Below are 17,491 nucleotides of genomic sequence, written 5' to 3' on the forward strand. Positions count from 1 at the left end.
ACCGACCGTCATCACCCGTGCGGGTCCCGTCACCCGAAGGGAGGGGCGGCCACCGGCACCGGGACCGCCGCGGCGGGCACGCCGACGGCGGCCAGCAGCTCGGCGGTGAACCGCTCGGGGGTGTGCCGGCGGCGGGCCTCGGCGGCGCCGGCCAGCGCGGCCGCGCGGGCGGCGGGCCAGTCGGCCGCCACCCGGGCGACGGCGTCGGCCCACGCCTGCGGCCGGCCGGGGGCGACGGCCTGCACGCCGGGGTAGCCGTCGACCGCCTCCCGCAGCCCGCTGTGCGCGCTCACCACGAGCGGGCGGGCGGCGAGCACGGCCTCCACGGCCGTGTTGCCGAAGGACTCGTCCCCCACCGACGGCACGAGGACGACGTCGGCGTCGGCCAGGTGCGGCCACACGTCGGCGCGGAAGCCGGCGAAGGTGACCCGCTCCTCCAGCCCGGCCCCGGCCACGGTCGTCCGCAGCTCCGCCTCGAACCACTCGTAGCCGGGGAACACCGAACCGAGCAGCGTCAGGGAGGCGTCGGCGCCGCGGTCGAGCAGGTCCCGCAGCGCGGCGACGGCGACCTGCGGGCCCTTGCGCGGCGACAGCCGGCCGACGTAGAGCAGCCGCACCGGGCCGTCGAGGGCCACCCGCGGGGGCACGACCTCCTCCGGCGCGCGGACGACGTTGTGCACGACCGCGCCGCGCCGGGCCGGCCGCGGGGACACCTCGGCCAGCGTGTCCAGGGTGAACCGGCTGTTGGCGACCACGCGGTCGGACAGGGCCGGGCACAGCGCCATCCCCCGCCGCAGCAGCCGTGGCGCCGAGCGCTCGGCCTCGTGCACGTGGTCCACCGAGCGCCGGCCGGCCAGCCGCGCCAGCAGCGGCCACGACGGCAGGGTCAGCGTGCTGACGTACACGCCGGCGGGGTGCGCGCGCAGCAGCCTCAGCGCGGGCAGCGCGCCCCGGACGGCGTCGGCGACGAGCCGCAGGAACCCGCGCGGGCGCAGCGCGGAGTTGCGCAGCACCGGCATCGGGCACAGCTCGACCCGCAGCCCGCGGGCCTCCAGCTCGGCGACCAGCGGGCCGGGCCCGGGCAGGGCGACGGTGACGTCGAAGCGGGTGGCCAGCGCGGTCGCCGACTCCAGCAGCATCCGGTCGGCGCCGTAGAGCTCGGCGGCGGGGTGCGCCACGAGCAGCCGCGGGCGGCTCATCGCGGCAGCCGGCCCATCTCCCGGAACCACTTCACCGAGGCCAGCGCGAGGAACCCGGCCGCGGCGAGGAAGAGGACCGTGTAGACCGGCACGAACACCGCGGTCCACCCGTAGAGCACGAAGGTGCAGGCCAGCAGGCCGTAGTCGGTCGGCAGCGTCAGCAGGGAGCGGCCGACGCCCACCCGCTGGGCGGTGGGCTGGGCGCGGGTGGCGACGCCGTGCTGCGCGCGCAGCGCCTCGTTGAGCATCGTGCCGAAGTAGGTGACCGCGTCGACGACGCAGTAGCCGAGCGGGACCAGGAGCAGCACCGGGTCGACGTCGGTGGACCGGTACAGCCCGACCAGCACGGCCAGGTGGAGGCCGGAGGCCTTGGCGGCGTCGACCATGTGGTCGAGCCACTCCCCCGCCGGCGAGCCGCCGCCGCGCAGGCGGGCGAGCTGCCCGTCGGCGGCGTCGAGCGCGTAGCCGAGGACGAGGCAGGCGGCGACCGCCAGCGCCGTCGGCACCGACGGCGGCGCGAGCGCGAGCGCGACGATGCCGGTGGCGGTGGTCGCCCCGCTGACCGCGGTGACGGCGTTCGGGGTGAACCCGGCGTGGAACGCCAGGGCGGCGAACACCCGGCCCAGCGGGCGGTTGACGAAACGCGAGTAGGCCGGCGCGCCGGCCGCCCCCTTCTGCGCGGAGGACAGCCGGCGCAGCGTCGCGCGCAGGCTCTCGCCACCGGGCCGCCCCGGGCGCGGGACGGCGAGTGCGGCGCTGGAGTGGTCCACCGGGGGGCCTCCGTGGTTCTGCGACCGGGACCGGTCGGGGGACGCCGGCACGGGTGCGCGGCGTCGTGGCTTGCCCAGCAGCATCGCCGGGCCGGCTGGGCCGCCGGGAGGGCTGCGCGGGCGCCCTCACCCGCAGGGGGCAGGACCGCGCGGTCTCCCCCTCCGAGGAGCGAGGCCCGTCACCGTGGGTGACGGGCCTCTGTCGGACGGAGGGTCGGTCCCGGGCGGGCCGTCGCAGGACGGCCCGCCCGGGAGGGTGCTCACTGCCCGGCGGTCACCGAGTAGGAGGTGAAGCGCACCACCTGGGCGGCGGTCGCGGCGGACGGCCGGTAGGCCGCCAGGCTCACCGACCCCGGGGCCTGCAGGGAGGCCGTGGTGTCGGTGCGGGTCAGCTGCGGCGCGGCCGGCTCGGCGGTGCCCGCACCCCACACCGTCGCGCGGACGGTCGTGGTGCCGGTGCCGCTCACCTGGACGCGCACGTTGAGCGCGTTCCCGGCCGTCCAGGTGCCCGCCGGGAGCAGGACCTCACCGCCCGGCCAGGCCTCCGCGCCGCCGGCCAGCCGCGACAGCGTCAGGCCGACCCGGCCGTCGGGCAGCACCCGGACGCCCACGCGGTACTCGTCGGCGCCGACCCGCCGGCCACCGACGTACACGTAGGTGCCGTTGCCGGTGGGGGTGGCGGCCAGGGTGAAGGCGGTCCGGACGTCGACCGCCGTGGCGGAGACGCCGGCCAGCTGCGCGCCGGTGTTGTTGCCGGCCACCGGCAGGTTCAGCGCCGCCGCGCCGGGGGTGACGGACAGCCGGGTCGCCCCTGCCGTCGCCGTCCAGGCGCCACCGACGTCGGCGCTGCCCCAGCCGCCGCTCACCGTGCGGGTGAAGGTGTCACCGGCCAGCACCGCCGGGCCGGCCGGTGCGGTGACCGTGACCTCGCGGGTGGTGGTCGCCGTCGCGCCCCGGTCGTCGGTGACCGTGAGCCCGACCGTGTAGGTGCCGGCCGCCGCGTAGGTGTGCGTGGCGGAGACGCCGGTGCCGGTGGCCCCGTCACCCCACTGCCAGGCGTACCCGGTCAGCGTGCCGTCGGGGTCGGTGGAGTCCGCCGCGCTCGCCGCCGCGGTCAGGCCGGTCGCCGAGGCGGTGAACGCCGCGGTCGGCGGCTGGTTGGCCGCCGGCGCGGTGACCGTGACCGTCCGCTCGGTGGAGCCGGTCGCGCCGGCCGCGTCGGTGACGGTCAGCCGCACCGTGTAGGTGCCGCCGGCCGCGTAGGTGTGCTCGGCCGTGGCCCCGGTGCCGGTCGTCCCGTCGCCGAAGGTCCAGTCGTACCGGGCGATCGTGCCGTCCGGGTCGACCGAGGCGCGGCCGTCGAAGGACGCGGTCAGCCCGGTGGCGGCCGGGGTGAACGACGCCGTCGGGGCGGCGTTGGCGCCACCGGTGCCGGTCCGGCCCACGGTCCAGTGCCGCTGCACCTGCGCCGCGGTCAGCTGGGTCCCGTAGACGGCGACCTCGTCGAGCCGTCCGTTGAACCAGTCGGTGCTGCCGACCCAGCGGCCGTCACCGCCGACCCGCCACAGGCCGCGGAAGACCTGTCCGGAGCGCGTGTCCGCCTTGGTGCCGACCAGGGCGCCGTCGACGTACAGGGCCATCCCGGCCGGGCCCATCGTCGCGACGGCGTGGTGCCACGCGCCGTCGTTGTACGCCTGGGTGCTCGAGACGGTGGCGACCGACCCCGGCCACACCGAGAACAGCAGCCGGCCGGAGGGGTCCAGGTGGATCAACCGGTCGTGCGCGCCGCCGGTGCTGCCGGTCTCGACGTTGGTGAAGTCCATGAGCACGCCCCCGGTGGTCGACCGGGTGCTGAACCACAGCTCGGCGCTCATCGTGTCCGGCGCCTGGCTGCGGGTGGACTGGGCACCGGTGCCCTGCTCGGTGCCGTTGAAGGTCGCCGACGCCCCGGGCACGGCGCCGCCCAGCGCCCCGGCGCCACCCTGGGTCACGCCGGTGCCGAACAGCAGGTCGTCGGTGCCGGCCTGGTCGGCGGAGCGGCGCGCACCGGCGGCCTCGTCGAGCCGCCAGTAGTGCCGCGGCGCGTCGGCGAGGACGGTGCCGGCGTAGGCGCTGCCGGCCGGGGCGGCCGAGGCGACCGTGACGGTGGCGTTCGTGCCGGACGCGGTGTTGCCGAACGGGTCGACCGCGACGATCCGGTAGGTGTAGGTCTGCCCGGGGACGACGTCCCGGTCCACCCAGGCCAGCCCCGGCCGGTCCCACCACATCGAGGCGGCGGTGGTCGTGAACACCGGCGCGGTGCGGTCCGAGCGCATGACGCGGTAGGTCAGGTTCGCGTTGTCCGGGTCGGACGTCGCCCGCCAGGCCACGCGCACGGTGCCGACGGCCGGCGACGTGACGGCCGGGTTGAGTACGGGGCCGACCTCGGGACCGATCCGGTTCGGCGCCGACGACGGGAGCGCGAAGCGCACGAGACCCTGCTGCGCGACGCCGTTGACCCGCTGGAACTCACCGCCGTAGACGACGTACTGGCCGTTGCCGCTGACGCTCCAGCCGGCCTGGTACTGACCGGTGTACGTGCCGCTGGGCATGCTCGGGAACCAGGCGAGCTGCGCCGGCGCCGGCTTGCCGACCCAGGCACCGCCGTAGAGCCGGTGCGCGGCGCCGCCGCTGCTGGCCGGGGCCAGCGAGACGGCCATGGCGAACTTGTTGACCCGCGGCGCCTGCTCGGGGAACCCGTCGATCTCGGCGCAGTGGTGCGGGTGGGCGGCGTGGTACAGCGCGCCGTTCATCGGGAAGCTCGAGTACGAGTCGCCGAAGCAGGTGCTCACCCAGTTGATCGCACCGTCGGTGGCGCGGACCGAGAAGGACCCCTCGAGGTTGCCCGGACCCCAGTAGTCGTAGGCGGTGCCGTACACGTTGGCGCCGTCGGTCGACAGGCTGTAGACGGCCGAGTTGATCCCCTGGTTGGTCAGGATCGTGTTGATCTGGTAGCCGCGGTTGGCGCCGGTGACCGGGTCGAGCGCGGTGATCGCCGTGGCGCGCACCCCGCCCATCGTGTCCCAGCGGCCGGCGGCGACGACCTGCGAGCCGTTGCCGGTCACGACCAGCGCCATCGCCGCGTTGCTCGTGGCGGTGTTGCCGTCGCGGTTCCACGGCCGGCCGGTCGGGCCGACGCCCGGCGTCGGCGCCCAGGGCAGCAGGCCGCCGTCGGACGCGCGGACGGCGGCCAGCCGGGTCCGGCTGACGCTGCCGACCGCGGTGAGGCTGCCGCCGAAGTAGACGGTGGTGTCGGTGGCCGCGATCGCGCGCACCTGGGCGTTGACGCTGGGCCGGAACGTGTCCACCAGCGCGCCGGTGCGGGTGTCGAAGGCCGCGATGCGGTTGCGGGTCACGCCGTTGACCGTGGTGAAGTCACCGCCGACGTAGAGCCGGGTGCCGTCCGGGGAGGCGGCCACGACCATCGCCTGCGCGTTGAGGCTCGGTGCGAAGCCCGCGACGAGCTCGCCGGTCCGGATGTCGTAGGCGAGCAGGTTGTTGCGCACCGTCTCGTTGACGCCCGGCGCCGACCCGGCGGGACGGGCCCGGGTGAACTGCCCGGCCGCGTAGACCGTGTTGCCGACGACGACCTGTGACCAGACGACGCCGTTGATCTGCACCGTCGGCAGCCCGTCGGCCGACACCGTGGTCGGGTTCGTCGCCGCCACCGGCGCCGGCGCCGAGTCGGCGTGCGCGGTGCCCGGGACCACGAGGGCCCAGCTGGCTGCGGTCACCCCCAGCGCCGCCATCGCCGCCATGGCGCGCGTGCGCACGCCTCTCCCCACGACTCGCATGAGTCCCCCCGCTCAGTTCCGCTGCGACCACGTCCGATGGGACGGTCGGCGAACACTGTCCGTGACGATCACGGCGGCAGCAAGGGGTGAAGGTGACACCCGATACGGTGGTCAGCTGCGTCTTCGCAGCCGGGACCCTCCCGGCTCGTCACCGAACGTCACTGGAGCTGACCCCATGGGGGGAGGTCCCGGGAACGCCGACGACCCGTCGCCGCGGGTGCGGCGACGGGTCGTCGGATCGTGCGGGAGGCGCGGGTCAGACCGCGCCGGTGAAGAGCAGCAGCGGGGCGCCGGCCTGGTAGCCGACCTCGACGGTGACGGAGTCGCGGACGTCGGCCGGCACGCTGAAGACGTACACGCCCTCACCGGTCGACCCCGGCTCCACCGACCCCACGAAGGGCACCTGCGAGGGGTCGTCCAGCGGGGAGGCCGGGGTGCGCTCGGGGCCGTACGAGAGGTTCACCGCGACGCCGTCGAGCGACACGGCCTCGGCGGTGCCGTTCTCGATGCGCACGGTCACCCGCAGCGCCGGGCCGGCGATGTTGCCCGGGCCGACCGCGGTCCCGTCGATCGCCTCGATCGCGCCGATGGTGGCGACGATGCCGTTGCCCACCGCCGCCGGGGCGTCCAGCGGCACCTCCGGCGAGGACGGCGGCGGCTCGTCGACGTCCTCGGTCGGGCCGGTCGGTGTCGGCGTCGCGGGCGGCGGGGCGACCGTCTCCCCCGGTGCCGTCGTCGTCGGCGCGGCGGGTGCGGCCGTCGTCGAGGCGCCCGGTGTGGCGGCCGTGGCCGTGCCGTCGTCGCCCCCGCCGCCGGTCAGCACCAGCACCAGCGCCACCAGGGCGACCAGCACGGCGCCCCCGGCGCCGAGCAGCAGCCGCCGTTGCGACCGCGCGGTCCCCTTCCCTCCCGGGCCCGTCACGGCGTCCTCCCCCCTGCCCCGCCCGCGGCGGGCGTCGTCCCCGGTCACCGCTGCGCCGCCCGCAGCTCGTCCCACGCCGGCGACGGCGCCGGGACGGGGAGCGGCACCACGGTGCCGCGCGGCGGCTCGGGCGCCGGGCGCGCGAGCGGCCGGTCGGCGTCGGTCCCGGCCCGGCGGCCGCTGGGCCGGCGCGCCGGGAAGCGGCGGGCCGCCAGGTCCAGGGCCAGCCGCTCGTAGCCCTCGGCCACCAGGTCCCAGTCGTAGCCGGCGGCCAGCTCGCGGGAGCGGGCGCCGTCGCGCGCGACGCCGTCGTGGTCGGCCTCGGCGGCGGCCAGCTCGCGTGCGACGTCGGCCGGGGTCCGGAAGAAGCGGCCGGCGTCGGCGACGACCTCGCGGTTGAAGGACACGTCGAAGGCGGTGACCGCCGCACCGGCGCCGATGGCGCGCAGCAGCGAGGGGTTGGTGCCGCCGACCGAGTGGCCGTGGAGGTAGGTCGCGCAGTTGGCGTAGAGCTGGTCGAGCAGCTCCTGGTCCCAGACGCCGCCGAGGAAGCGGACCCGCTCGTCGGCGAGTGCGTGCACCCGGCGCGTGTAGTCGTCGCTGTAGGGCGCCGAGCCGACGACGACCAGCGGCTTGGCGGCGTCGCTGGCGGCGTAGCCCTCGACGATGACGTCGACGTGGTTCTCCGGCTCGAACCGGGCCACCACCAGGTGGTAGCCGCCGGGCTCGAGGCCGACCTCGGCCAGCCGGTGCGCGCCCGGGGCGATCAGCGGGGCGCCGTAGGTGAGCAGCGTCGTCGGCGCGGCGAAGGCCTCGCGGTAGTACTCGGCGATGCCCTCGGCGTCGGCGATGAGGACGTCGGACCAGCGCACGGCCAGCGCCTCGGCGGTCCGGTAGTAGCGGCGGCCGGCGCCGCCCCACTTGGCGCGCTTCCACTCGAGGCCGTCGACGTGCGTGGCGACCGGGATGCGGGCGGCGCGCAGCAGCGGCAGCAGCGGGGCGTTGGCCGCGTTGAAGACGATCGCGGCGTCGGTGCGGTGGGCCAGCAGGTGCCGGACCGACAGGGCGGTGTGGCTGAGGGTCTCCAGCGACCGGCGGCGGGCGGCGGGCAGGTGCACCAGCTCCATGCCGAGGTGCCCGGCCGGCGGCGGCCCGGCAGCGCCGGGGACCGTGCGGCAGTAGACGACCACCCGGTGCCCGCGCTCGACGAGCCGGCGGCCCACCTCCTCGACCGCCGTCTCGAAGCCGCCGTAGCGGGCGGGGACGCCACGGGTCCCCACCATGGCGATGCTCGTGCGGGCCATTGGTCGGTCCTCCGGGGGTGCGGCGCCTCGCGGGCGCACGGTCGGTACGTCGGACCTCCGCAGGAGGTCCGACGTCGATGCTGGTGAGCGAGGGGGTCCGGGCTCGTCCCCCGGCCGGGTGGGCCGGGGGTGAGGCGGGGGTGAGGACGGCTCAGTAGGCGCCGGAGCTGGTGACGACCGCGCGGACGGTCTTGGCGAGGATCAGCGTGTCGAGGGCGAGCGACCAGTTCTCCACGTAGCGGAGGTCGAGGCGCACGGCCTCCTCCCAGGACAGGTCGCTGCGGCCGGAGACCTGCCACAGGCCGGTCAGTCCCGGCTTGACCAGCAGCCGGCGGCTCACCGAGGAGTCGTAGCGCTCGACCTCGGCCGGCAGCGGCGGCCGCGGCCCGACCAACGACATCGACCCGCCGAGCACGTTGAACAGCTGGGGCAGCTCGTCGAGGGAGAACCGCCGCAACCAGCGCCCGACGCGGGTGACGCGGGGGTCGTCCCGCATCTTGAACAGCAGCCCGTCGCCCTCGTTGCGCTCGAGCAGCTCGCCCAGCCGGCGGTCGGCGTCGACGGTCATGCTGCGGAACTTGAGGATGGTGAACCTGCGGCCGTTCACGCCCACCCGCTCCTGGCGGTAGAGGACCGGTCCCGCGCTGTCCAGCTTCACCGCCACGGCCAGTGCGAGCAGGACCGGCGCGAGGAGCAGCAGCGCGACCGCGGCGGCGGCGCGGTCGACGCCGCCCTTGACCAGCCGGCCCCAGCCGCGGAACCGCGGCTGCTCGACCGACAGCAGGGGGAGCCCCTCGAAGGGACGGATGTGCAGCCGCGGGCCGGCGACCTCGATGAGGCCGGGCGCGACGAGCAGCTCGATGCCGGTCCCCTCCAGCTGCCAGGACAGCCGGCGCAGGTACTCGGCGGCGGTCTCGCTGGCGGAGGTCACCGCGACGGTGTCGGCCCCCAGCTGGGCGGCGGTGGCGACGACGTCGTCGAGCCCCGCGACCGGGACGCCCAGGGTGCCGGCGACCCGCGCCCGGCTGTCCGGGGTGACGCAGGCGCCCACCACCTCGAGCCCGGCGAAGCCCTGACGACGCACCGCGGTGGCCAGCTCGACCACGGCGCCGCCGCGGCCGACGACGACGACCCGCTTGGTGCACGCGCCGCGGGCACGCAGCCGGCGCAGTCCGCACCGCGCGGCGTACCGCCCGGCGAGCGTGAGGACGGTGAGCCCGGGGACGCCCAGCAGCACCAGCGCGTGGCTGGGCTGCAGCTGCCCGAGGAACGAGACGACGCAGGTCAGGGCCAGGAGCAGGAAACCCGCGCGGCCGACGCGGCGGTACTCGTCGCTGCCCGTGCCGAACACCCGCTCCTCGTGCGCGCCGGTGCCCACCAGTAGGAGGGGCCAGGCGAGGACGAGCGTGGCGGCGGTGAGGACCACGGGAGACGCGGGCGACGTGCCGGCCGGGTGGGCCAGTACGACGGCGCCGGTGGCCAGGACCGCCGCGGTGAGGTCGAGCAGGTGCAGGACGGCGGAGTAGCGCCCGGCCCAGCGGCGGGTGACGGGACGGCCGACGGCGCGCAGGGCCTGCCGCGGTTCGGCGGCGCGGCGCGGGAGGGGCAGAGCCCCCGTGATGGTCCCCGACCCGGAACCGGAGTGGTCCAGCAGCACGTCTCCCCCTGTCACTCTGGGTGCACGGAGGAGACGATCGTCACTGACGGTGCATCGTCACGACGCCTCGACCCCCGTCGTGTCCCCCGATGCAGGAAGGACACTCACAGAGCGTCATGAAGGGGTCAATGCGGAGAGTGACGGTTCACCCGAAGGGGAGGGTCAGGTGCGCGGGTGGACGACGTTCTGCGCCGCCTCGAGACCGAGGGTGAGCAGCTCCTCGGTGGCGTCGGCCGCCTCGGCGACCAGCAGGTCGAGCTCCTTGCGCTCGGTGGCCGAGAAGTCGCGCAGCACGAAGTCCGCGGGGTCCTGGCGGCCCGGCGGCCGGCCGATGCCGACCCGTACGCGCAGGTAGTCCCTCGTCCCGGCGGAGCGGCTGATCGAGCGCAGCCCGTTGTGCCCGCCCTCCCCGCCGCCGCGCTTGAGGCGCACGGCGGCGAAGGGGATGTCGAGCTCGTCGTGCACGACGACGAGGTCGGTCACCGGCAGCTTGTGGTAGTCGAGCAGCCCTCGCACGGGGCCGCCGGACTCGTTCATGTACGTCGTCGGCCGGGCCAGGACGACGCGGCGGCCGGCCAGGCGCCCCTCACCGGCCAGCGCCCGGGCGCGGGCGCCCTTGCCCGCGGTGAGCTTCACGCCGGCCCGGGCGGCGAGCTCGTCGAGCACCATGGCGCCGACGTTGTGCCGGTTGCCGGCGTAGGAGGGGCCGGGGTTGCCCAGCCCCACGACGAGGAAGGGCCCCTCGGAGGGTGCGGACGCCGCAGGGGCGCCGGCGGTGCCGGCGCCCCTGCGGGTCGTGCTCTCGGTCAGCGGGGACCTCAGCTGTTCTCGGTCGACTCGATCGACTCGCCGCTGCCCTGCTCGAGCGGCTCGGGGACGACGTCGCCCTCGCCGGCGGCCTCCTGGGCCGGCGCGGACTCCTCGCGCTCGATGCCCGCCTCGGCCTCGGCCTCGCTGAGCTCGGCGTCGAGCTGCTCGGCGGTCGGGGCGCCCATGACGTTGACGACGAGGGCCTCGGGGTCGGTCAGCAGGGTGGCACCGGACGGCAGCGGGAGGTCGCCGGCGGTCACGCCCTCACCGGCACCGCGGCCGGTGACGTCGACCTCGATGGTCTCGGGGATGGCGGTGGCCTCGGCCTCGACGGAGACGGTGTTCAGCTCCACGCTGAGCAGGGTCTCGGGGCCGGACTCGCCGACGGTGACGACGGGGACGTCGACGGTGACGCGCTCGCCCCGGCGGACGACCAGCAGGTCGACGTGCTCGTGCTGGCGGGTCAGCGGGTCGCGCTGCACCGACTTGGTGAGCGCCAGCTGCTCCTGGCCGTCGAGGACGACGGTGATCAGGGCGTTGGTGCCGCCGTTGCGCAGCACCGCGGCGAACTCGCGGGCCGGCAGCGACAGGTGGACGACGTCCTGGCCGTGCCCGTACAGGACGGCCGGGACGCGGCCCGCGCGGCGGGTCCGGCGGGCGCTGCCCTTGCCGAACTCGGTGCGGGCCTCGGCGACGAGGCGGAAGTCAGCCACGGTGGTGTGCTCCTCAACAGCGGGTGGGCCTGGGGCCGGCGGCCGGGCGCGGCACACCTCGCAGGAGCACACGCACGTCGATCACGGAGTACGGGCGACCGTCTCCCTCGCCGGGCGCCGACCAGCGTACCCGGTGCTCAGCTGGCGCCGCCGAAGAGGCTGGTGACCGAGCCGTCCTCGAAGACCTCCTTGATCGCCCGGGCCAGCAGCGGGGCGATCGAGAGGACGGTGAGCTTGTCGAACTGACGGGCCGGCTCGATCGGCAGCGTGTTGGTCACGATGACCTCGCTGATCTTGCTGTTCTTCAGCCGGTCGACCGCGGCGCCGGAGAGGACGCCGTGGGTGGCACAGACGATGACGTCGGCGGCGCCGGCCTCGAACAGCGTCTCGGCGGCCTTCACGATCGTGCCACCGGTGTCGATCATGTCGTCGACCAGGATGCAGACGCGGCCCTCGACCTCGCCGACGACGCGGTTGGCGACGACCTCGTTGGGCCGCATCGGGTCGCGGGTCTTGTGGATGAAGGCCAGCGGGACGCCACCGAGCTTGTCGCTCCACCGCTCGGAGACGCGCACCCGCCCGGAGTCCGGCGACACGACGGTGATGTCGCGGTCGCCCCAGCGCTCCTTGACGTGGTCGACGAGCAGGTCGAGGGCGAAGAGGTGGTCGACCGGGCCGTCGAAGAAGCCCTGGATCTGCGCGGTGTGCAGGTCGACCGTCATCAGCCGGTCGGCGCCGGCGGTCTTGAACAGGTCGGCGACCAGGCGGGCGGAGATGGGCTCGCGGCCGCGGTGCTTCTTGTCCTGCCGGGCGTAGGGGAAGAACGGCGCGACGACGGTGATCCGCTTGGCCGAGGCGCGCTTGGCGGCGTCGACCATCAGCAGCTGCTCCATGAGCCAGGTGTTGATCGGTGCCGTGTGGCTCTGGACGATGAAGGCGTCGCAGCCGCGGACGGACTCCTCGAAGCGCACGAACAGCTCGCCGTTGGCGAACTCGTAGGACGCCGTCGGCGTCGGCGTGACCCCCAGGTGCCCGGCGATCTCGGCCGTCAGCTCGGGGTACGCCCGGCCGGAGAAGAGCATCAGGCTCTTGCTGGTGGTCTGCCGGATCGCACTCATCGGCTCACTGCCTCACTGCTCGTGGGTGGCCTCGGGGTCCGCCGGCCGGTCCGGTGCGTCGCCCGCGGGCCGGCTCCCGGCCGGGTCCTCGGCCGCTGCTGCTGTCGCTGCCGCCGCGGCCTGCGCGGCTGCGGAGCCCGGGCGACGGCGTCCCACCCAGCCTGCCACATTGCGCTGCTTGGCCCGCGCCACACCCATGGCCCCCGGCGGGACGTCCTGGGTGATCACCGAGCCCGCGGCCGTGTAGGCACCGTCCCCGACGGTGACCGGCGCGACCAGCATCGTGTCCGACCCCACACGGACGGCGTCGCCGATCGTCGTGTGGTGCTTGGCCACGCCGTCGTAGTTGACGAAGACGGTCGCCGCGCCGATGTTCGCCCCGCGGCCGATCGTGGCGTCGCCGACGTAGGACAGGTGCGGCACCTTCGACCCCTCGCCGACCACGGCGTTCTTCGTCTCGACGAAGGCGCCCACCTTGGACCGCGCCGCCAGCCGGGTGCCCGGCCGCAGGTAGCTGAACGGGCCGACCGCCGCCCCGGGCCCGATCTCGGCCCCGGTGGCGTGCGTGCGCACCACGGTGGCGCCCTCCCCCACCGTGCAGTCGGTCAGCGTGGTGTCCGGGCCGACGGCGGCGCCGGCCGCGACCGTCGTCGTCCCGTGCAGCTGGACGCCGGGCAGCAGCCGGGCCCCCGGCAGGACGGAGGCGGTGACGTCGACCCACGTGGTGGCCGGGTCCACGACGGTGACGCCCGCGACCATGAGCGCGTCGAGGACGCGGTCGTTGAGGGTGCGCCGCCGCGCGGCGAGCTCCCGCTGGTCGTTGCAGCCGAGGACGTCGACCGGGTCCTGCGCCGCGACGGCGGCCACCGGGGCGCCCCCCTCGACCAGCGGCGCCAGCGCGTCGGTCAGGTACTGCTCCCCCTGGGCGTTGTCGGTGGACAGCCCGGCGAGGACCCGCCGCAGCGTGGCGGCGTTCGCGACGTACACACCGGCGTTGACCTCGCGGATCGCCCGCTGCTGCGCGGTCGCGTCCTTCTCCTCGACGATGGCCCGCGGCGCGCCGTCCTCCCCCCGGACGATCCGGCCGAGGCCGGTGGGGTCCCCGACCTCGGCGGTCAGCACGGTGAAGACGCTGCCCGCCTCGTGGTGGGCCGCCACGAGCGCGGCCAGGGTGCCGGTGGTGAGCAGCGGCGAGTCGCCGTTGACGACGAGCACCGGGCCCTCGAGGTCGGGCACGGCCTCCAGCGCCACCTGCGCCGCGTGCCCCGACCCGCGCTGCTCCTCCTGCACGACGGCGCGGGCGTCCGGGGCGACGGCGGCCAGGTGCTCCTCGACCGCCTCGCGGCCTGACCCGACGACGACCAGCGTGGTGCCCGCCGCCAGGGGTGCGGTCGCGGCGAGGACGTGGCCGAGCATGCTGCGCCCGCCGAGCTCGTGCAGCACCTTCGGGGTGGTCGACCGCATCCGGGTCCCCTGACCGGCGGCGAGGACGACGACGGCGGCGACGGACTGCTGCGGGCTCACGGATCTCCTCGACGACGGGTGGGACCGGGTGGGACGTCGCTGGGGGACTCGGACTCGAACCGAGACCTCCCGGCTCCAAAGGCCGGCGGGCTGCCGATTACCCCATCCCCCACCGCGCGCCGTCTCCGCACGGCAGCGCGTGGGACGAGCCTAGGGGGCGCGTCCGAGGCGGGCACGGGAGCCGCCCGGACCGCGTCGTCCCCTCGGGGAGCGGCCCTCCCTACGGTGACGTAGGTTACGGCCCCGGAGCCGCCGGCCGTCGAACCGCGGCCCGCGACGGACGACCCCTGGAGGCCACGTGTCCGCCCCTTCCCTCACCCGGCCGACGGCCTTCCGTCCCGCAGACCCGGACAAGGGCCTGCCGCCCAACGCGCTGGGCAAGGAGAAGGGGCACCTGGAGCAGGTCACGCTCTACGCGTTCGTCGTCGTGCCGTTCCTCGCGCTGGCGGCGGTCGTGCCGGCGGCATGGGGCTGGGGGCTGTCCTGGCTCGACGTCGGCCTGGCCGTCGGCTTCTACTTCCTCACCCTGCTCGGGGTGACCGTCGGCTACCACCGGTACTTCACGCACGGCTCGTTCAAGGCCCGCCGCCCGCTGCGGATCGCGCTGGCGGTCGTCGGCTGCATGGCCGTGCAGGGCCCGGTGGTGCAGTGGGTGGCCGACCACCGCCGCCACCACGCCTTCTCCGACCGCGAGGGCGACCCGCACTCGCCGTGGCGGTACGGCACCGACACCCGCGCGCTGCTCAAGGGCATGTGGCACGCCCACCTCGGCTGGCTGTTCGACCGGCGCCAGACCAACGCCGAGCGCTACGCCCCCGACCTGCTCAAGGACCGCGGCCTGCGGATCACCAGCCGGCTGTTCGTCCTCTGGGCGTTCCTCAGCCTGGCCGTGCCGACGGCGGTCGGCGGCCTGGTGACCGGCAGCTGGACCGGCGCCTGGACGGCGTTCTTCTGGGCCGGGCTGGTGCGCGTCGCGCTGCTGCACCACGTGACCTGGTCGATCAACTCGATCTGCCACGTGGTGGGCAGCCGGCCCTTCGCCTCCCGGGACCGCGCCACCAACTTCTGGCCACTGGCGGTCCTGAGCGCGGGCGAGTCCTGGCACAACCTGCACCACGCCGACCCGACCTGCGCCCGGCACGGCGTGCTGCGCGGGCAGGTCGACATCAGCGCCCGGGTCATCTGGGTGTTCGAGAAGCTCGGGTGGGCGCACTCGGTCAAGTGGCCCGACCCGGTCCGGCTGGCGGCCAAGCGGCGGGTCCCGGCCGCCGGCGCCGTGACGTCCTGACCGCCGGCGCGCCCCGGCGACGCGCGCGGATGGACCGCTCCCAGCGGCGCGAGCAGCTGGTGGCGGTCGGTCGGGAGGTGTTCGCGCAGCGCGGCTACGCGGCCACCTCGATCGAGGAGCTGGCCGCCCGCGCCGACGTGAGCAAGCCGGTCCTCTACGAGCACTTCGGCGGCAAGGAGCGGCTCTACGCCGCCGTCGTCGACCGGGAGATGGCGCGGGTGCTCGAGCGGTTCACCTCGGCCCTGGCCGCCGGCGGCAGCCCGCGGGCGCTGCTGGAGCGGGCGGCGCTGGCGCTGCTGGACTACGTCGAGGAGGACACCGACGGGTTCCGCGTGCTCTCCCGCGACTCCCCCGGCTCGTACTCGTCGCTGATCGGCGAGCTGGCCCGCCGGGTCGAGCACCCGCTCGGCGAGCAGTTCGGCGCGCGCGGCCACGACCCGCGGCTGGCCGAGCTCTACAGCCAGGCGCTGGTCGGGATGGTCGCGCAGGTGGGCCACTGGTGGCTGGAGACCCGCTCGCCGGGGAAGGCGGAGGTGGCCGCCCGGCTGGTGGACCTCGCCTACAACGGGCTCGCGCACCTGGACCCCGACCCGGCGCTGCGGCACCGGGGCGACTGAGGCTCAGCCGACCAGGCGGGCCCCCGGCACCGGCCCGTGCACCACGCGGACGGTGCGGAACAGGCCCTCCCCCGCCAGGACGGCGGCCAGCCGCACCGCCGCGTCCTCGTCGGGGGCCAGCGCGGCCACGGTCGGGCCCGACCCGCTGACCACCGCGGCGGCGGCGCCGGCGTCGACGGCCCCCCGCAGGGCGCGGCGCAGCGCCGGGCGCAGCGAGACGGCGGGCGCCTGCAGGTCGTTGGCCAGGGCCGCGGCGAGGGCGTCCACGGGGCCGCTGCGCAGGGCGGCCACCACCGGCTCGGGCGAGGGGAACGCGGCGCCGTCGGGCACCCGGCCCTGGGCGCGCAGCCGGTCGAGCTCGGCGTAGACGGCCGGCGTCGACAGCCCGCCCTCGGCGATGCCGAGCACCCAGTGCGACGGCCGCCGGGCCAGGACGGGGGTGAGCCGCTCGCCGCGGCCACTGCCGAGCGCGACCCCGCCGGCCAGCGAGAACGGCACGTCGCTGCCCAGCTGCGCGGCCAGCGCGGTGAGGTCACCGCGGGTGGCCCGGGTCCCCCACAGCGCGTCGAGGGCCACCAGCGCGGCCGCGGCGTCGGCGCTGCCGCCGGCCAGCCCCGCGGCGGCCGGGATGGCCTTGTCGACGGCGATGGCGGCGTCGGCGGCGACCCCGGCGTGCTCGGCGAGCAGCTCGGCGGCCCGCCACACGAGGTTGCGCCGGTCGGTGGGCACCGGGTCGGGGCCACCGGCGCCCTCGCCGGTCACCGTCACCGACAGCCCCTCGCCGGGGCGCACCGTCACCGTGTCCAGCAGGGAGACGGCGAGGTAGACCGTCTGCAGGTCGTGGAAGCCGTCCTCGCGCAGCGGGCCGACCGCCAGCGACACGTTCACCTTGGCGGGGGCGTGCGCGGCCACGGAGCCGTCGCCGCGGGTGTGCCCGGGGCCGCCCGGGGAGGACCAGCTCACGGCGCGGTCGCCGCCAGCCGGGCGAAGTCGGCCACCGACAGCTGCTCGCCGCGGGTCGCGGGGTCGATGCCCGCCGCCCGCAGCCGGGCCTCGGCGGCGGCCGGGCTGCCGGCCCAGCGGGCCAGCGCCGCGCGCAGGCCCTTGCGGCGCATCGCGAACGCGGCGTCGACGACGGCGAAGGTGGCGGCCCGGTCGCCGGGCGGCGGGTCGTGCCGGTCCAGCGCGACGAGCCCGGAGTCCACGTTGGGCTCGGGCCAGAAGACACGGCGGCCGACGTTGCCGGCCCGCCGGGCGGTGCCGTACCAGGCCGCCTTCACCGACGGCACGCCGTAGACGGCGCCGCCCGGCGGGGCCGCCAGCCGCTCGGCGACCTCCGCCTGGACGAGCACCAGCGCCCGGCGCAGGGAGGGCAGCAGCTCGAGCAGGTGCAGCAGGACGGGCACGGCCACGTTGTACGGGAGGTTGGCCACCAGCGCCGTGGGAGGCGGCCCGGGCAGCTCGGTCACCCGCAGCGCGTCGGCCTCGACGACGGTCAGCCGGCCGGCGAGGTCGGGCCGGCGGGCGGCCACCGTGGCCGGCAGGAGGGCGGCCAGCCGCGGGTCGATCTCGACGGCGGTGACCGCGGCGGCGGCCGGCAGCAGCCCGAGGGTCAGCGAGCCCAGGCCCGGCCCGACCTCGAGGACGACGTCGTCGGGCCGCAGCTCGGCGGTGCGCACGATCCGGCGGATGGTGTTCGCGTCGTGCAGGAAGTTCTGCCCCAGCGTCTTGGTGGG

At 76.2% G+C, this 17,491-nt stretch carries 14 protein-coding genes and 1 tRNA gene; 2 read left to right on the forward strand and 13 right to left on the reverse strand.

Translation table 11 applies throughout. The annotated features are described in order from the left end of the window. Window positions 1–29: 29 nt before the first annotated feature. The 11 genes from ACI8AB_RS02095 to ACI8AB_RS02145 form a co-directional block, all read right to left on the reverse strand. Window positions 30–1,199, reverse strand: a complete 1,170-nt coding sequence (locus ACI8AB_RS02095; RefSeq protein WP_456948764.1) for a glycosyltransferase — start codon at window positions 1,197–1,199, stop codon at window positions 30–32. Continuing rightward, entirely contained in the window at window positions 1,196–1,969 is a 774-nt protein-coding gene (locus ACI8AB_RS02100; protein WP_456948765.1) for a CDP-alcohol phosphatidyltransferase family protein, read from the reverse strand. The genes ACI8AB_RS02095 and ACI8AB_RS02100 overlap by 4 nt, the downstream gene beginning before the upstream one ends. A gap of 260 nt (window positions 1,970–2,229) precedes the next feature. Then, complete coding sequence (locus tag ACI8AB_RS02105) at window positions 2,230–5,781, reverse strand: PKD domain-containing protein (RefSeq protein WP_456948766.1); 3,552 nt, start codon at window positions 5,779–5,781, stop codon at window positions 2,230–2,232. A 277-nt stretch (window positions 5,782–6,058) separates the two neighbouring features. Beyond that, on the reverse strand, window positions 6,059–6,724 hold the full coding sequence (locus ACI8AB_RS02110) for a hypothetical protein (RefSeq protein ID WP_456948767.1): 666 nt from the start codon (window positions 6,722–6,724) through the stop codon (window positions 6,059–6,061). Window positions 6,725–6,768: 44 nt separating this feature from the next. Then, complete coding sequence (locus tag ACI8AB_RS02115) at window positions 6,769–8,028, reverse strand: DUF1972 domain-containing protein (RefSeq protein ID WP_456948768.1); 1,260 nt, start codon at window positions 8,026–8,028, stop codon at window positions 6,769–6,771. Between the two features lie 151 nt (window positions 8,029–8,179). Beyond that, on the reverse strand, window positions 8,180–9,685 hold the full coding sequence (locus ACI8AB_RS02120) for a sugar transferase (protein WP_456948769.1): 1,506 nt from the start codon (window positions 9,683–9,685) through the stop codon (window positions 8,180–8,182). 162 nt (window positions 9,686–9,847) lie between these two features. Next, complete coding sequence (gene pth / locus ACI8AB_RS02125) at window positions 9,848–10,411, reverse strand: aminoacyl-tRNA hydrolase (RefSeq protein WP_456901644.1); 564 nt, start codon at window positions 10,409–10,411, stop codon at window positions 9,848–9,850. Between the two features lie 92 nt (window positions 10,412–10,503). Continuing rightward, a complete protein-coding gene (locus ACI8AB_RS02130) occupies window positions 10,504–11,208 on the reverse strand; it encodes a 50S ribosomal protein L25/general stress protein Ctc (RefSeq protein WP_456948770.1) in 705 nt (234 codons plus the stop codon). Window positions 11,209–11,345: 137 nt separating this feature from the next. After that, window positions 11,346–12,326, reverse strand: a complete 981-nt coding sequence (locus tag ACI8AB_RS02135; protein WP_387987923.1) for a ribose-phosphate diphosphokinase — start codon at window positions 12,324–12,326, stop codon at window positions 11,346–11,348. 12 nt (window positions 12,327–12,338) lie between these two features. Continuing rightward, complete coding sequence (gene glmU, locus ACI8AB_RS02140) at window positions 12,339–13,850, reverse strand: bifunctional UDP-N-acetylglucosamine diphosphorylase/glucosamine-1-phosphate N-acetyltransferase GlmU (protein ID WP_387987924.1); 1,512 nt, start codon at window positions 13,848–13,850, stop codon at window positions 12,339–12,341. 39 nt (window positions 13,851–13,889) lie between these two features. After that, window positions 13,890–13,962, reverse strand: a tRNA-Gln gene (locus tag ACI8AB_RS02145). 186 nt (window positions 13,963–14,148) lie between these two features. On the opposite strand from ACI8AB_RS02145, the gene ACI8AB_RS02150 reads away from it, so the two are divergent. Next, window positions 14,149–15,138 carry an acyl-CoA desaturase gene (locus ACI8AB_RS02150; RefSeq protein ID WP_456948771.1) on the forward strand — a complete coding sequence of 330 codons (990 nt, stop codon included), beginning with the start codon at window positions 14,149–14,151 and terminating at the stop codon, window positions 15,136–15,138. Window positions 15,139–15,167: 29 nt separating this feature from the next. Then, a complete protein-coding gene (locus tag ACI8AB_RS02155) occupies window positions 15,168–15,755 on the forward strand; it encodes a TetR family transcriptional regulator (RefSeq protein WP_456948772.1) in 588 nt (195 codons plus the stop codon). A 3-nt stretch (window positions 15,756–15,758) separates the two neighbouring features. Here ACI8AB_RS02155 and ACI8AB_RS02160 read toward each other — a convergent pair whose 3' ends face one another. After that, window positions 15,759–16,718: a 4-(cytidine 5'-diphospho)-2-C-methyl-D-erythritol kinase gene (locus ACI8AB_RS02160; protein ID WP_456948773.1), complete on the reverse strand. Its 960-nt coding sequence runs from the start codon at window positions 16,716–16,718 to the stop codon at window positions 15,759–15,761. Then, complete coding sequence (gene rsmA, locus ACI8AB_RS02165; RefSeq protein ID WP_456948774.1) at window positions 16,715–17,434, reverse strand: 16S rRNA (adenine(1518)-N(6)/adenine(1519)-N(6))-dimethyltransferase RsmA; 720 nt, start codon at window positions 17,432–17,434, stop codon at window positions 16,715–16,717. Before rsmA ends, ACI8AB_RS02160 begins: the two co-directional genes overlap by 4 nt. Window positions 17,435–17,491: the final 57 nt, after the last annotated feature.

This window comes from Geodermatophilus sp. SYSU D00698 (assembly GCF_054050335.1).

Bases quoted from the DNA above. Each gene is read 5' to 3' on its own strand.
- ACI8AB_RS02095 (WP_456948764.1), bottom strand. From the start codon at position 1,199: ATGAGCCGCCCGCGGCTGCTCGTGGCGCACCCCGCCGCCGAGCTCTAC.
- ACI8AB_RS02115 (WP_456948768.1), bottom strand. From the start codon at position 8,028: ATGGCCCGCACGAGCATCGCCATGGTGGGGACCCGTGGCGTCCCCGCC.
- ACI8AB_RS02135 (WP_387987923.1), bottom strand. From the start codon at position 12,326: ATGAGTGCGATCCGGCAGACCACCAGCAAGAGCCTGATGCTCTTCTCC.
- ACI8AB_RS02155 (WP_456948772.1), top strand. From the start codon at position 15,168: ATGGACCGCTCCCAGCGGCGCGAGCAGCTGGTGGCGGTCGGTCGGGAG.